Source organism: Microterricola viridarii (assembly GCF_900104895.1).
Classification (GTDB): Bacteria; Actinomycetota; Actinomycetes; order Actinomycetales; family Microbacteriaceae; genus Microterricola; species Microterricola viridarii.
Genome location: NZ_LT629742.1, coordinates 3,265,258 through 3,279,168 on the forward strand (window position 1 = coordinate 3,265,258; position 13,911 = coordinate 3,279,168).

Here is a 13,911-nt window from a genome sequence, read left to right on the forward strand (position 1 = left end):
GCGGGTGACGGCGGGAGTGCTGGCGCGGATGCCGGCGCGTTCCGTCGCCGTGACCAAGCCGTGACTGAGCCGAGACACGAACGTGATCGGAGCGGCCTCGGCGGCCCGTTTGGCTCGCTTAGGGTGGGGGAATGAAGCGCGCCCTGACCATCCCCGCCCTGGCTCTCGCGGCCCTGTTGCTGGTCGGGTGTTCCGCCGGGATGGGCGAGGGCGCGTCATCCGGCAGCAGCGTCGTGATGCGCGATGCGGGCCCGGAGATGGCCCCCTTCTCGTTGGAGGGCGGTACCGCGGACGGCGCGGTGGGTGCCCCGAGCGCGGTCGCGGACCGCTCCGTCATCACGACCGGCAACGTCTCGATCACGGCCGCCGACCCGATCGGGGCCGCCGACGGCGCGATCAAGCTCGTGGCCGGCGCGGGAGGCCGCGTCGACAGTCGCAGCGAGCAGCCGGCCACCGAGACGCAGCGGGCCAGCGCCAGCCTCACCATCCGCGTGCCGGCGGATCAGCTCGACGTCGTGCTCGACAAGATCAAGCAGCTCGGCACCGTCAACTCGGTGTCGCTGAACGCCTCCGATGTCACGCAGCAGAAGCAGGACGTCGAGGCGCGCATCACCGCGCTGCAGACCTCCGTCGACCGCCTGCTGGAGCTGATGAGCACATCGGCGACCACGGCCGACCTGATCGCGATCGAGTCTGCGCTCTCCAGCCGGCAGGCCGAGCTCGACTCGCTCACCATGCAGCTCGACTACCTGGACGACCAGATCGACTACTCCACGCTCTACGTGGACTTCGCGTCGGAGGGCACCGTCAACCCCGGCAACCCCGACAACTTCTGGAGCGGCCTCCTCGCCGGCTGGAACAGCCTCGTCGCCTTCCTCGGCGGCTTCGTCGTCGTGCTCGGCGTCGCCCTGCCCTGGCTGGTGCTCCTCGCCGTGATCGGAGCCGTCGTGTGGGCGATCGTTGCCTCCGTGCGCCGCCGGCGCCACCCCGCCCCTGCCGCCGCGGGCGCCCCCGGCACCGCCCCCGTGCCCGAAGAGGACGTGCAGCAGTAGCGCTCCCCCGTCGGCGTTCTCCCGTTGTCTCTCCCCCGTCGGCTCGAGGGAGCGCTAGCGACCGAAGCCACCACCCACGCGCGCCAGCTGCGCCAGTTGGTCGGCCACAGCGCCACATAAGCAGGCGCGGACCCCACCGAAGTGGCGCAGTGACCGAAGCCCGCACCCCGCACGGTTGCGACGGGCTCAGCTCGAGGGAGCCCGCCAGGCGCGAGGGCCCGGGCATAGGCTGGAGCTGTGACCGCCGCAGAGAACAGCACGAGCCCCCGCACCGTCCTGAGCGATGAACTGCTCGAGCGCATCCACGGGCGCGCAGAGGGCTACGACCGCGACAACGCCTTCTTCACCGAGGACTTCGACGAGCTGGTCGCCGCCGGCTACCTGCGCGCGCTCGTGCCGACGCGCTTCGGCGGGCTCGGCCTGAGCCTGCAGGACGTCGCCCGCGAACAGGTTCGGTTGGGCGCCGCCGCCCCCGCCACCGCCCTCGCCGTGAACATGCACCTGGTCTGGACGGGCGTCGCCAAGGCCCTGCACGAGCGCGGCGACGACGCGCTCGACTTCCTGTTGGAGGAGGCCGGCCGCGGCGAGCACGGGTCTGGCGAAATCTTCGGCTTCGGCATCAGCGAGGCCGGCAACGACCTCATGCTGTTCGGCTCCCGCAGCGTCGCCGCGCCGCAGCCCGACGGTGGCTACCGCTTCACCGGCACCAAGGTCTTCACCAGCCTCTCCCCCGCGTACACGCGCCTCGGCACCATGGGCCTCGACACCGAGTCGGCCGACGCCCCGAAGATCGTCTACGGCTTCGTCGACCGCGACGACCCGGGCCTCAGCCGCAAGGACGACTGGAACACGCTCGGCATGCGCGCCAGCCAGAGCCAGACCACCGTGCTCGACGCCGCTTACGCCCGCCCCGAGCGCGTCGTGCGGCGCCTCGACCCCGGCCCCAACGCCGACCCGCTGATCTTCGCGATCTTCGCCAACTTCGAGATCCTGCTCGCCGCCGTCTACACGGGCGTCGGCAAGCGCGCGCTCGAGCTCGCCGTGGCATCCGCGCACCGCCGCACCTCGATGAAGAATGACGGACGCAGCCTCGCCCAGGACCCCGACATCCGCTGGCGCATCGCGGATGCCGCCATCGCCCAGGACGCGATCTACCCGCAGCTGGATGCCATCGCGGCCGCCGTCGACGGGCAGGCCGACCTCGGCGCCCAGTGGTTCCCGCAGCTGGTCGGCATCAAGGTGCGCGCCACCGAGACGGCCAGGGAGGTCGTCGACCAGGCGATCCGGGTCTCCGGCGGCGGCAGCTACTTCGCCGGCAACGAGCTCGGCCGGCTCTACCGCGACGTGCTCGCCGGCATCTTCCACCCCTCCGACGCGGAATCCGCCCACAACACGGTCGCCACCGCCTGGCTGGGCCCGCTCGAGAGCTAGGGCGTATTCGCGCCGCGCGCGCCACATCGCTCCGGGCGGATCTACACTTGCACCGTGGGTGTACGCATAGAAAAAGTGGAGCTGCCGGGGATCGGCGTCCGACACGACTTGGTGACCGAGAGCAGCCGGCGGGTCAGCGTCATCTCCTACCGCGACGGGCACCGCGACCTGGCGCTGTTCGACGTCTCCGACCCGGATGCCTGCCGCGACAGCATCCCGCTGACGGATGACGAGGCGGCCGCCCTGGCCGACGTGCTCGGCACCTCGGTCATGCTCAGCCGGCTGACCAGCCTGAGCGACGCCACCGTGGGCCTGTTCACCGAGCAGCTCGAGCTGCCCACCGACTCCCCCTACCTCAACCGCCCGCTTGGCGACACCAAGACCCGCACCCGCACCCGGGTGTCGATCGTCGCCATCGTGCGTGACAAAGAACTTCTGCCCTCGCCCACCCCCGACGAGGTCTTGCGCCCCGGCGACGTGATCGTCGCAGTCGGCACCCGCGGTGGCCTGGACGCGCTCAGCCGCCTGATCTCCAACGGACCCGACTAAGGGCTGCTGCTGTGCATGAGAACACGCTGATCCTCATCGAGGTTGGCGCGCTGCTCCTCGGCATGAGCCTGCTCGGTCGGCTGGCGCTGCGTGTGGGCATCTCGCCGATCCCGCTCTACCTGATCGCCGGGCTCGCCTTCGGCAACGGCGGCCTGCTCGCGCTGGAGGCCAGCACCGAGTTCTTCGAGATCGGCTCGGAGATCGGCGTCATCCTGCTGCTCGCCCTGCTCGGGCTGGAGTACACGGCATCCGAGCTCTTCACCAACCTCAAACACTCCCGCATGGCCGGTCTGCTCGACGCCGTGCTGAACGCGCTGCCCGGCGCCGCCTTCGCCCTGCTCCTCGGCTGGGGCCCGGCCGCCGCCGTCGCCCTCGCCGGGATCACCTGGGTCTCCTCCTCCGGCGTCATCGCCAAGGTGCTGCGCGACCTCGGACGCCTCGCCAACCGCGAGACGCCCGTCGTGCTCGCCGTCCTCGTGATCGAGGACCTGGCCATGGCCTTCTACCTGCCCGTGCTCTCCGCCCTCGTCATCGGCGTCAGCCTGATGCAGGGCGCCGTCACGGTGGCGATCGCCGTCGCCGTCGTCTGCCTCATCCTCTACATCGCCCTGCGGCACGGGCACATCGTCTCGCGCATCTTCACCCCCGAGCACGCCGAACCGCTGCTGCTCGGCGTGCTCGGCCTCACCATGCTCGTCGCCGGCCTCGCCGCCCAGGTGAACGTGTCGGCGGCCGTCGGCGCCTTCCTCGTCGGCATCGCGCTCTCCGGCCAGGTCGCGCACAACGCCAGCCAGGTGCTCACCCCGCTGCGCGACCTGTTCGCGGCCGTGTTCTTCGTGTTCTTCGGCCTGGCGACGGATGCCACCAAGCTGCCGGTCGTGATCCTGCCCGCCCTGATCCTCGCCGCCTTGACCATGGCCACCAAGGTGCTGACCGGCTACCTCGCCGCCCGGCGCGCCGGTGTTGCGGTGCCCGGCCGGTGGCGAGCCGGCCTCGCGCTTACCCCGCGCGGCGAGTTCTCCATCGTCATCGCCGGCCTCGCCGTGAGCGCCGGCATCGAGCCGGAGCTCGCCCCGCTGGCGACCGCCTACGTGCTGATCACCGTCATCGCCGGGCCCTTCCTCATGCGCATTCCGGACACCCGCTGGTTCAAGCAGGCGACACGCCCCCGTGGGGAGCCGCAGGCGCGTCCGATCGCCGGCGCGTAGTCGCGTAATCTGCGAGTATGTCCGTTCCCACACGCACCTCTGGCCTGTCCGCCACCGACGCGGCCGAGTACACCCGCGGGGTGTTAGACATTGCGATGCGTCTGGCTGAGGTCATGTTCGGCAACGGCGCCGGAGCGGAGGACGTCGTCTCGGCCCTGTTGGCGATCACCCGCGCCTACGGGGTGCGCAACGTCGACGCGGATGTCACCTACTCAGTGATCGAGGTGACCTACGAGAACCCGGCAACGCACGAGACCATCACCCGCACCCGCAATGTGCGCTATCGCACGCTCGACTACCACACGCTCTCCCGGGCGTCCGCGTTGATCGGCGAGCTGGTCGAGCGTCCCATCGAGGTCGCCGATGCCCGTCGTGAGATCGCACGCATCGTCAGCGCTCCCGGCCTCTACCCCAAGATGTTGCGCCGCTTCGGCTGGAGCCTGGTCGGCGCCGGCGCCGCCTTCCTGATCGGCGGCAACTGGGTGGTGGCCGTCGCCGCCCTGCTCGCCACGATGCTCATCGACTACCTCACTACCGCGCTGGCGAACCGGCGCGTGCCGATCTTCTTCCAGACCCTCGTCGGCGGCGCCATCGGGCCGCTCGTGGCCGCGCTCGTGCACCTGATCGATCCGTCGTCGAATTCCTCCCTCGTCGTCGTCGCCACCATCATCATGCTGCTGGCCGGGGTCACGACGTTCGGAGCCGTGCACGACGCCCTCTCCGGGTTCTACGTCACCGGCACCGCCCGCTTCGTGGAGGCCACGATCATTACCGGCGGCCTCGTCGCCGGCGTCGCGGCGTCCTCGCTCACCTTGGCCCGCTTCGGCCTGGTGCTGGAGATCAACCCGGCGAGCTCGCCGACCCTCGGCACGCTGCCCGTGCAGCTGGCGTCATCCGTGCTCATCGTGATCGGCTTCGCCTTCGCGGTGCAGGTGCCCAAGCGCGCCCTCTGGGCGGCCTGCCTGCTGGGCGCGGCGGCCGAGTTGTTCTACGTGCTGGCCATTGGGGCAGAGACCGGCTCCGTGTTCGGCTCGGCGCTGGCCGCCATCGGCGTCGGCCTGCTCGCCGCCGCCGTCTCGCGCCTGGTGCGGGTGCCGCCGCTGGTGATCGTGGTCACCGCGCTGGTGCCGCTCGTGCCCGGGCTGCTGCTGTTCTCGGGCCTGCTGCAGCTCTCGGAGGGCTCGATGGACGGCCTGCTCTCGATGCTGGCCGCGGCGGCCGTCGCCGTCGCCCTGGCCGCCGGCGCCATCCTCGGCCAGTACCTGGTGCAGGCCGTCTGGGGCCCGGCCCGCGCCCTGCCGCGCCGCTTCGTCGGACCGTTGATGGCCCTGCCGGTGAAGCTGAACCGCACCGCCCGCACCCGCACCAAGAAGTTCTAGGCCGCGCAGCCTGAGCGCCACCTTCACGTCGGCTGCGAAACATTGCCGCCGGGCTTGTGGCCCCCAATCGGGGGTGGCAGACTGCGGGCATGGCAATGAAATCGCTTGGTGCGTTCAGCGGCTTCGCGGTGCGAGACGTCGCAGCCGCGCGCAGCTTCTACGCGGACACGCTCGGCCTGCCGGTCGCTGACGACCGCGGCGGGCTGCGTCTGGATTTGCCCGGCGATTCCGGCAGCGTCTTCGTCTACGAGAAGGCCGACCACGAGCCGGCCGTCTTCACGATCCTCAACTTCGCCGTCGGCGACATCGACACCGCGGTCGACGACCTCGAAGCCTCCGGCGTCTCCATGCTGCACTACGACGGGTTCCAGCAAGACGAGCGCGGCGTGGCCAGAGATCCACAGGGCCCCGCCATCGCCTGGTTCACCGACCCGTCCGGAAACATCCTCGCCGTGCTCCAACCGGACTAGCGAGGATGGCGCGGCCCCGGCCGCGCCTGGGTCGCCGGGTGCACACCCTTCGGGTGGATGTGTACCCGGTTTTCTCATGTGTGGGGCCGGGCGGGCGTCGGCGCGCCAGAATGGGGAGATGACACTTCCCCGGCCTGAGCACACCGACGACGACGCGCTGACCGACTCCTTGAGCGGCTCGGACACGATCGTGAGCTACCCGCGCGGCGACACCGCGAACACCGGCGTGGTGCTGCACGTCGCCGAACTGGCCCCGGATGCCGCGGGCACGCCCCGCTGGGCGGTGCTGCTGGACACGAGCAGCTGCCACCCCGTCGACGCCGGCTGGCCCGACCAGGGCGCCGACCGCGCGGTGCTCCAACTCGCCGGCGGCGAGCGCCCGATCGTCGACTGCGTCGTCGCCGCCACCGACGGCACCGCATTGCACCTCGGCAGCGACATCCCGGTGCGGAAGGGCACCCCGGGCTGGGCGTTCCTCGTCGCCCACATCGTCGACGACGCGAGCGGCATCGCCGAAGGCGACCGCGTCGAGCTCGTCGTTGACGCCGACTACCGGAGGGCCCTCTCGCTCGGGCACAGCGGATGCCACCTCGCCGCCCTCGCGCTGAACCGCGCCCTGGCCGGCCGCTGGTCCAAGGAGACCCGCACCGACGGGCTCGGCCAGCCCGACTTCGACGCCTCCGCCATCGACAGCTCCCGCATCGGCGAGTTCGGCTCGGTCGACACGTACCGCCTGAACAAGTCGCTCCGCCGCAAGGGTTTCGACACCGAGGGTCTGACCGGAGAGCTGCCGGCGCTCGAGGCGGCCATCAATGCCACCCTGGCCGAGTGGGTGGCCGGCGACGCCCCGATCCGCATCGACGCGGACGGGCCCCGGCTCACCGACCGGCGCTCCTGGGTGTGCGAACTGCCGGAGGGCACCGTGAGCATCCCCTGCGGCGGCACCCACGCGCACTCCCTGGCCGAACTCGGCGAGACCCGGGTGGCGCTCAGCCTCGACGAGGCAGACGGCACGCCCGTGCTCACCATGACAACCGCCGTCGGCGGGCGCTGAGAACGCGGCACGCGATGAGCACCAGGGCCAGCGTTCCCGTGAACGTCCCCGAGCCGCCGCTCGGCCACATCCCGGGTGCGCTGAGCGCGGCCGCCGCCCAGCCGCAGCGCATCTCGACCGGCTCGCTACCGGACCCCGGCCTGGTGCGCCGGCTGCTCGACGAGGCGCACCGCCGCTTCGCCCCCGTGCAGGACGGCGCCGTCGCCAACTACATCCCCGCGCTGGCCGCCGCCGACCCCGACCGCTTCGGGCTGGCCATCGTCAGTGCGACGGGCGAGCGCTATGCGGTCGGCGATGCGCGGCATCCGTTCACGATTCAGAGCGTGTCGAAGCCGTTCGTGTTCGCCCTGGTCGCCAACGCGCTCGGCCACGAAGAGGTCAAGCAGCTGCTCGGCGTGAACAACTCCGGGCTGCCGTTCGACTCGGTCATCGCCGTGGAGCTGAACCCGGGCCGCACCGCGAACCCGATGGTCAATGCCGGGGCCATCGCCACGACCAGCCTGGTGCCGGGGGCGGATGCCGCCGCGAAGTGGGAGTTCGTGCGGGCCGGCCTCTCCCGCTTCGCCGGCCGCGAGCTGGCGATGGACGATGAGGTGTACGAGTCGGAGTCGCGCACCAACGACCGCAACGAGGGCATCGCGCGGCTGCTGAAGGGCTACGGCCGGATCTACAGCGACCCGCTGGAGGCCACCGATGTGTACACGCGGCAGTGCTCGCTGCTGGTGACCACCGAGGATCTCGCCGTGATGAGCGCGACGCTCGCAGACGGCGGCGTCAACCCGATCACCCGGGAGCGAGTCATCGACGCCGACTCCTGCAAGCGCACCCTCGCCGTGCTGGCGACGGCCGGCATGTACGAGCGCAGCGGCGAGTGGCTCTACGAAGTCGGCCTGCCCGCCAAGAGCGGGGTCGGCGGCGGCATCATCACGGTAATCCCCGGCAAGGGCGGCCTGGCCAGCTATTCCCCGCTGCTGGATGACGCGGGCAACAGCGTGCGCGGCACGCTGGCGACCGCGTTCCTCTCGACGACGCTCGGCCTGAACGTGTTCGCGTCGGCCCCGCTGCCGTTCCCGGAGCCCACCCCCTAGCTGTACTGCCCAGCAAGGTTGGTTAACCGGCTGATGGGTGGTTTGCTCCCGATGGCCGTGTGGGGCCTGTGGTGATTGTATTCGTGGAGCCAGGCCGGGAGGGCGTTCCGGCGGGCTGACTCGGACGCGTAGAACCGTGAGAATGCCCAGCCGTCGGCGAGGGTGCGGTGGAAGCGTTCGATCTTCCCGTTGGTCTGTGGCCGGTAGGGGCGGGTCTTCTTGGGTGTGATGTTCAACTCGGTGCAGGTGTCGCGCCAGAGGTGGGACTTGTAGGCAGAGCCGTTGTCGGAGAGGACCCGTTCGACCGTGATGCCTCGGGCGGCGAACCAGGACACGGCCCGGCGGAGCACACCCACGGCGGTGACCGCTTGCTCGTCGTCGTGGATCTCGGCGTAGGCGACGCGGGAGTGGTCGTCGATGACGGTGTGCACGAACGCCGTCCCGACCAGCGGCTGCCGGCGCTTGCTCCGGCCCGCGCCAACGGTCGCGGCCCGGTTCTTGCCGCCCTGCTGCTTGCCCAGGTAACGCCAGCCGCCGCCATCGGGGATGTTGCCGAGCTTCTTCACGTCGACGTGGATCATCGCCCCCGGCTTGTCGTGCTCGTAGCGCCGCACGACTTCCCCGGTGCGCTTGTCGACGTGACTCAACCGGTTCAGCCGGCACCGGGTCAACACGGCGTGCACGGTCGACGCGGGCATGCCCACTTTCGCGCCGATCGCGACCGGCCCCAAACGCTTCTTCCACCGCAGATGCACGATCTTCCGCACCAGCCGCTGCGGGGTCCTGTTCGGGTTCCGGTGCGGCCGGGAGGAGCGGTCCTGCATGCCGTCCTCACCCATCGCCGCGTAACGTTCAGCCCACCGCTTGGCGGTCGGCCAGGAGCAGTTGAACTGTCTCGCGGCCTGCGAGATCGGCCAACGGTCGTCCACGATCAGGCGCGCCATGCGCAGCCTTTGGCGTGGAGTCAGCGCAGCGTTAGCGTGGGACATGAGGGCCTCCTGGTCTCGCAGAACTGGTTTCTAAGCAGCTCCACTCTGCAGCAGGAGGTCCTCACTCATTCCCGAAGGACTACAGCGAGTCGTCACACCGATTCAACCAACGTCCCTGGGCAGTACACCTAGCCCGCGCTTCCCCTCCCCGTCTCCCTTCCCCTCCCGTTGGCTCGAGGGAGCGCCAGCGACCGAAGCCAACACCGCGAAACCGGCGCCTTCCGGTCCCCCGCTGGTCGAGTAGCGAGGAACGAGCGTATCGAGACCTCGTGCACGGCCCGGTATCCGGTTGTGTCAGGGTCTCGATACGGCCCTAGCGGGCCTACTCGACCAGCGGAGAAGGGGGCGTGCTCCCTCCCGTTGGCTCGAGGGAGCGCCAGCGACCGAAGCCAACACCGTCGGGACCGCGGTATCCGCGGATCCGCTCAGGGCTTCGGGCGCTGCGCTGCTCCTTCGTCGCGGCGCGGCGCCCTCTAGCCGACGTGGGGAGAGGCGCGGCGCCCTCTAGCCGCCGTGGGGAGAAGCGGGCGGGGCGTCCTCCCGTTGGCTCGAGGGAGCGCCAGCGACCGAAGCCAACACCGTGCCGGCCTGCGGCGCCGCCAGCCGCAGCCGGGCGTTCACGGCCTGCACGGCCGCCTCGTCCAGCTTCACGACGCGGCGGTCGTAGCTGAGCACCCCGTTCGTCTCGTCCTCCACATCGCTGAGCTGCGTGTAGACGGTCGCCGCCAGCCCCTCCTCCAGCGCCGGGATCAGCTCGCGCTCGTGCAGCCTGACGAAGGCGGCTGTCAGCGCCGCGGCGTCTCTGAAGCGCTTGTAGCCGAACTCGCGCGCACTGGCGCTGTGCCCGGGCAGCCGTTGGCTGTAGCCGCCGTACTCGGAGACAACGACGGCCCGCGCGGCCGTCTCTGGCTGCCGCCGCGGCATCCGGAACCGGCGGAAGTACACGTGCAGGCTGGTCAGGTCGCCGCCGCCCTGGTCGTGCCAGCCGCTGGCGTGGTCGATGCTGCGGCTGGGGTCGAGGGCGCGCAGCTCGGCCGCCGCCGCGAGCGCGTCGAACTGACCCCAGCCCTCGTTGAACGGCACCCAGACGGCGATGCTCGTGACCGAGCGCAGCAGCTCGACGGTGCCGCGCATCTCCTCCCGCCAGTGCGCGCGGCCGGGGGCATCCGTGCGGGCGAAGGCGGCGTAGCGGTTGTCGCGCAGCCGCAGCGGGGTGAGCACCGGCGCGGTGATGACCCACGGCTTGTAGCGGCCGCCGCCGTTCACCATGTCCTGCCAGACCAGCATGCCGAGGCGGTCGCAGTGGTAATACCAGCGCAGCGGCTCGATCTTGATGTGCTTGCGCAGCATGGTGAAGCCGAGGCGCTTGGCGGTGCGGATGTCGTGCACCATCGCCGCGTCGTCCGGCGGCGTGTACAGGCCATCGGGCCAGTAGCCCTGGTCCAGCAACCCGGCCTGGAAGTACGGCTGGCCGTTCAGCAGCAGCCGGGGCTGCCCGGAGGCGTCCGGCCCGACTCCGAAACTGCGCATGCCGAAGTAGCTGAGCACGGTGTCGGAGCCGAGGATCACCTCCACGTCGTAGAGGAACGGGTCTTCCGGCGACCAGAGCCGGGCGCCGGCCAGCTCGATGCGCGCCGGGGTGCCGGGCGCGGTGCGGGCGATCGCGAGGATCGCGTCGCCGTCGCGGACCGTGATGAAGGCGGCGGGCGGGGAGCCGGCGGCATCCGGCGCCATCATCGCGCGCACCGTGATCTCGACCGCGTCCAGGCTCGGCAGCGGCAGGATCTCCACGGCGGCGACCGCGACGGCCGGCACCAGTTCGAGCCAGACGGTCTGCCAGATGCCGGACTGCGCTGTGTACCAGATGCCGCCGCGGCGGAGCTTCTGCTTGCCGCGGGAGAACGCGCCGGTATCGCTCGGGTCGCTCACCCGCACCCGCAGCACGTTCGGGCCGGGGCGGACGACGTCGGTCACGTCCAGCTGGAACGGCAGGTAGCCGCCGGAGTGCGTGCCGACCTCGATGCCGTTCAGCCACACAGTGCAGTCCTGGTCGACGGCGCCGAAGTGCAGCAGCAGCCGGGCGCCGCCGTGCGGGCCGAGCTCGTCCGGCAGCTCGAAGTCGCGGCGGTAGTGCAGCCACTGCCCCGGCTGCAGCTGGCGCTCGACGCCGGAGAGGGCCGACTCGGGCGAGAACGGCACGATGATCTCCCCGTCGAGACGGGACGGCACGCCCTCGGTCGCGGTGATCGCGTAGCCCCAGCGCCCGTTCAGGCTGTGGAAGCTGTCGCGCACCAGCTGCGGCCGGGGGTATTCGGGCAGCGGGTTGTCGGGGTCCAGCGCCTCCCCCCACGGTGTCAGCAGCCGGCCGAGGGCGCGCGTGCGGCTCATCGCGCCCGCCCTCGCTCGAACTCCGGCTCCCGCGATCGCGTCCGCTCACGGCGCTGCAGCGCGAGTGCCGGCACCAGCACGAACAGGGTGACGATGGCGGCGGCGACGAAGATGCCGCCGGTCGGCACCTGCTTGGCCACGCCGAGCTCCTCGTACGTCTCGCCGGCCCCGCTGATGACGGCGGCCCCGATGAACGGGCCGATCAGCATCGGCACCAGGATGGCGAAGATCATCCGGAGCCCCTGCACGGAGCCGACCCGGTCCACGGGCGAGAAGTTGCGCACCGAGGCGCCGATCGCGGCGACCATGAGCATGAAGCCGCTCATCATGAACAGCCCGGCGACGATGACGAAGACGGTGTCGCGCGCGAGCGACATCAGCACGAGGCCGAGCACGTAGATCGCGGCGATCGGCAGGATCGAGCGCACCGTGCCGACCCGGTCGATCACCCGGCCGCCGAGCACGCTGACGACGGCGGCGCCGAGCAGCACGACGCCGAGCACGAGCGCGTACTCCTGGATCCGCAGGGTGCGCTGGATGTAGATGATCAGGTAGGGCAGGAACACCTGGGTGGAGATGCCGAACACGGCCCACGCGGCGAGGGCCAGGTAGAGCCGGGGGTTGGCCCGCACCACGGAGGGCCGCAGCCCGTGCGCGATCGAGCGGAACACCCGGTCGCTCTGCCTGGCCGGGTTCGGAACGTCCCGGATCAGGAACCAGGCCAGCACGCCGACGAGCATCGTGGCGACGCCGATGATGCCGAAGAACTCGCGCCACTGTCCGGCCCGGGTGAAGCCGTCCAGGGCGCCGAAGACGATCAGCATGCTGAGCAGCGGCAGCGCGGCGAGCACCGACTCCACCTTGGCCCGGTTGCCCACGCTGGTCACATCGGTGACCCAGGCGTTGAAGGCGGCGTCGTTGGCGCTGGAGCCGATGAAGCTCATGACGCAGTCGAGCAGGATGACGATGAGCACGGTCAGGGCCACGGCGTCGATCACGGGCACCAGCCGTCCGATGCCGTCGACAGAGACGAAGCCGAATGCGGCCGTCGAGAGCCCCCAGAGCAGGTAGCCGGCCACGATGAACAGGCGGCGCTTGCCGATCCTGTCGCTGATCGCCCCGACCAGCAGGGTGGCGAGGGTGGCGGCGATGGCGCTGGCCGCGACCATCGCCGCGAGCACGTTCGGGTCGTCGGTGATGGTGTCGTAGACGAACACGTTGAGGTACATGTTCTCGAGCGTCCAGGCGATCTGGCCGACCAGGCCCACGATGACGACGGCGAACCAGCGCCGGGCCCCGAGCGAGGCGGGCAGCGCGCGCACCGGCGCGGGGGCGACCTCAGACAGGGTCGTGTCGTCGGGGGTGGTCATCAGTGCGGGCTCCCATCGCGATCATCGTTGATCGCCCAGAACGGCGCCGGTCAGCCCCGGCGCTTGGAGCACTACTCTAGCGACCCGGCGCGCTCAGACCTCGCTGCTGCCCGGCGGAGGCAACTCGACGAGGGCGGGGACGGGGTCGGCGGCATCCGCCTGTGGCCAGAATGTGCGCAGCAGCGAGTCGGGCAGCTCGATCGTGCCGGCCCGGCGCGGGTCGATGTAGCGGTCGGTGTTCGTGCCGAGCGCCTTGACGTCGTCGTGCAGCCGCTCCATCGTGACGTCCAGCCGGCTCGCGGTGGCCGCGGCATCGCGCAGCTCGGCGAGCAGGCTCTCGGGAACGTCGCCGTCGTACTTGTAGTAGATCTTGTGCTCGAGGCTCGCCCAGAAATCCATCGCGATGGTGCGGATCTGCACCTCGACCTTGACCGGGTGCACCCGCTCGGAGAGGAAGACGGGCACCTCGACGAGCATGTGCAGGCTCTGGTAGCCGTTCTCCTTGGGCGCGGCGATGTAGTCGCGCACCTGCAGCACCGTGATGTCGTCCTGGGCGGCGATCATCTCGAAGACCCGGTAGGCGTCGGAGATGAAGCTGCAGGTGACGCGCACGCCGGCGATGTCGTGCACCTCGGCGGCAATCTGCTCGATCGTCGGCTCCAGGCCCTTGCGCACCGCCTTGGCCAGAATGCTCTCCGGGCTCTTCAGCCGCGAGCTGACGTGCTCGATCGGGCTGTAGTCGTTGCGGTGGCTGAACTCCTCGCGCAGGATGTTCAGCTTCGTCATGATCTCGTCGATCCCGAACTTGTACTCGAGCATCATGCCCTCGAACTGATGCCGAACGCGGTTGAGCTCCTCGAGTTCGGGGCTGAGCTGCACGGGGTCCTGGTGTCCTGACATGATGCTGCGATCCTCGCAGAGCCAGCTGGCCGC

12 protein-coding genes are annotated in these 13,911 nt (G+C 70.6%); 8 read left to right on the forward strand and 4 right to left on the reverse strand.

Features of this window, described 5'->3' with window-relative positions; all coding sequences use genetic code 11:
* The first annotated feature begins 131 nt into the window (after window positions 1-131).
* The 8 genes from BLT62_RS14950 (at window position 132) to glsA (ending at window position 8,231) form a co-directional block, all read left to right on the forward strand.
* The gene (locus BLT62_RS14950; RefSeq protein WP_083364778.1) at window positions 132-1,052 is read left to right on the forward strand and encodes a DUF4349 domain-containing protein; all 921 of its coding nucleotides are present in this window, start codon (window positions 132-134) and stop codon (window positions 1,050-1,052) included.
* A 237-nt stretch (window positions 1,053-1,289) separates the two neighbouring features.
* A complete protein-coding gene (locus BLT62_RS14955; protein ID WP_083364779.1) occupies window positions 1,290-2,483 on the forward strand; it encodes an acyl-CoA dehydrogenase family protein in 1,194 nt (397 codons plus the stop codon).
* Window positions 2,484-2,594: 111 nt separating this feature from the next.
* Window positions 2,595-3,032 carry a cation:proton antiporter regulatory subunit gene (locus tag BLT62_RS14960; protein WP_231919245.1) on the forward strand — a complete coding sequence of 146 codons (438 nt, stop codon included), beginning with the start codon at window positions 2,595-2,597 and terminating at the stop codon, window positions 3,030-3,032.
* Window positions 3,033-3,043: 11 nt separating this feature from the next.
* Window positions 3,044-4,240 carry a cation:proton antiporter gene (locus tag BLT62_RS14965; protein ID WP_083364781.1) on the forward strand — a complete coding sequence of 399 codons (1,197 nt, stop codon included), beginning with the start codon at window positions 3,044-3,046 and terminating at the stop codon, window positions 4,238-4,240.
* 17 nt (window positions 4,241-4,257) lie between these two features.
* A complete protein-coding gene (locus BLT62_RS14970) occupies window positions 4,258-5,619 on the forward strand; it encodes a threonine/serine exporter family protein (RefSeq protein ID WP_083364782.1) in 1,362 nt (453 codons plus the stop codon).
* Window positions 5,620-5,708: 89 nt separating this feature from the next.
* Complete coding sequence (locus BLT62_RS14975; RefSeq protein ID WP_231919246.1) at window positions 5,709-6,089, forward strand: VOC family protein; 381 nt, start codon at window positions 5,709-5,711, stop codon at window positions 6,087-6,089.
* Between the two features lie 118 nt (window positions 6,090-6,207).
* On the forward strand, window positions 6,208-7,143 hold the full coding sequence (locus BLT62_RS14980) for an alanyl-tRNA editing protein (RefSeq protein ID WP_083364783.1): 936 nt from the start codon (window positions 6,208-6,210) through the stop codon (window positions 7,141-7,143).
* A gap of 14 nt (window positions 7,144-7,157) precedes the next feature.
* Window positions 7,158-8,231: a glutaminase A gene (gene glsA / locus BLT62_RS14985; RefSeq protein ID WP_083364784.1), complete on the forward strand. Its 1,074-nt coding sequence runs from the start codon at window positions 7,158-7,160 to the stop codon at window positions 8,229-8,231.
* Here glsA and BLT62_RS14990 read toward each other — a convergent pair.
* The 4 genes from BLT62_RS14990 to BLT62_RS15005 form a co-directional block, all read right to left on the reverse strand.
* Window positions 8,228-9,220 (reverse strand): IS481 family transposase, encoded by a 993-nt coding sequence (locus BLT62_RS14990; RefSeq protein ID WP_083364581.1) that lies wholly within the window; start codon window positions 9,218-9,220, stop codon window positions 8,228-8,230. The genes glsA and BLT62_RS14990 overlap by 4 nt on opposite strands.
* A 504-nt stretch (window positions 9,221-9,724) precedes the next feature.
* Window positions 9,725-11,608, reverse strand: a complete 1,884-nt coding sequence (locus BLT62_RS14995; protein ID WP_083364785.1) for a glycoside hydrolase family 2 protein — start codon at window positions 11,606-11,608, stop codon at window positions 9,725-9,727.
* Window positions 11,605-12,978: an MFS transporter gene (locus BLT62_RS15000; RefSeq protein ID WP_083364786.1), complete on the reverse strand. Its 1,374-nt coding sequence runs from the start codon at window positions 12,976-12,978 to the stop codon at window positions 11,605-11,607. The genes BLT62_RS14995 and BLT62_RS15000 overlap by 4 nt, the downstream gene beginning before the upstream one ends.
* Before the next feature lie 93 nt (window positions 12,979-13,071).
* Window positions 13,072-13,878 (reverse strand): GTP pyrophosphokinase, encoded by an 807-nt coding sequence (locus BLT62_RS15005; RefSeq protein WP_083365513.1) that lies wholly within the window; start codon window positions 13,876-13,878, stop codon window positions 13,072-13,074.
* Between the last annotated feature and the right edge of the window lie 33 nt (window positions 13,879-13,911).

Coding starts and splice junctions, on each gene's coding strand:
- BLT62_RS14950 (WP_083364778.1), top strand. CDS start 132: ATGAAGCGCGCCCTGACCATCCCCGCCCTGGCTCTCGCGGCCCTGTTG.
- BLT62_RS14970 (WP_083364782.1), top strand. CDS start 4,258: ATGTCCGTTCCCACACGCACCTCTGGCCTGTCCGCCACCGACGCGGCC.
- BLT62_RS14975 (WP_231919246.1), top strand. CDS start 5,709: ATGGCAATGAAATCGCTTGGTGCGTTCAGCGGCTTCGCGGTGCGAGAC.
- BLT62_RS14980 (WP_083364783.1), top strand. CDS start 6,208: ATGACACTTCCCCGGCCTGAGCACACCGACGACGACGCGCTGACCGAC.
- glsA (WP_083364784.1), top strand. CDS start 7,158: ATGAGCACCAGGGCCAGCGTTCCCGTGAACGTCCCCGAGCCGCCGCTC.
- BLT62_RS14990 (WP_083364581.1), bottom strand. CDS start 9,220: ATGTCCCACGCTAACGCTGCGCTGACTCCACGCCAAAGGCTGCGCATG.
- BLT62_RS14995 (WP_083364785.1), bottom strand. CDS start 11,608: ATGAGCCGCACGCGCGCCCTCGGCCGGCTGCTGACACCGTGGGGGGAG.
- BLT62_RS15000 (WP_083364786.1), bottom strand. CDS start 12,978: ATGACCACCCCCGACGACACGACCCTGTCTGAGGTCGCCCCCGCGCCG.
- BLT62_RS15005 (WP_083365513.1), bottom strand. CDS start 13,878: ATGTCAGGACACCAGGACCCCGTGCAGCTCAGCCCCGAACTCGAGGAG.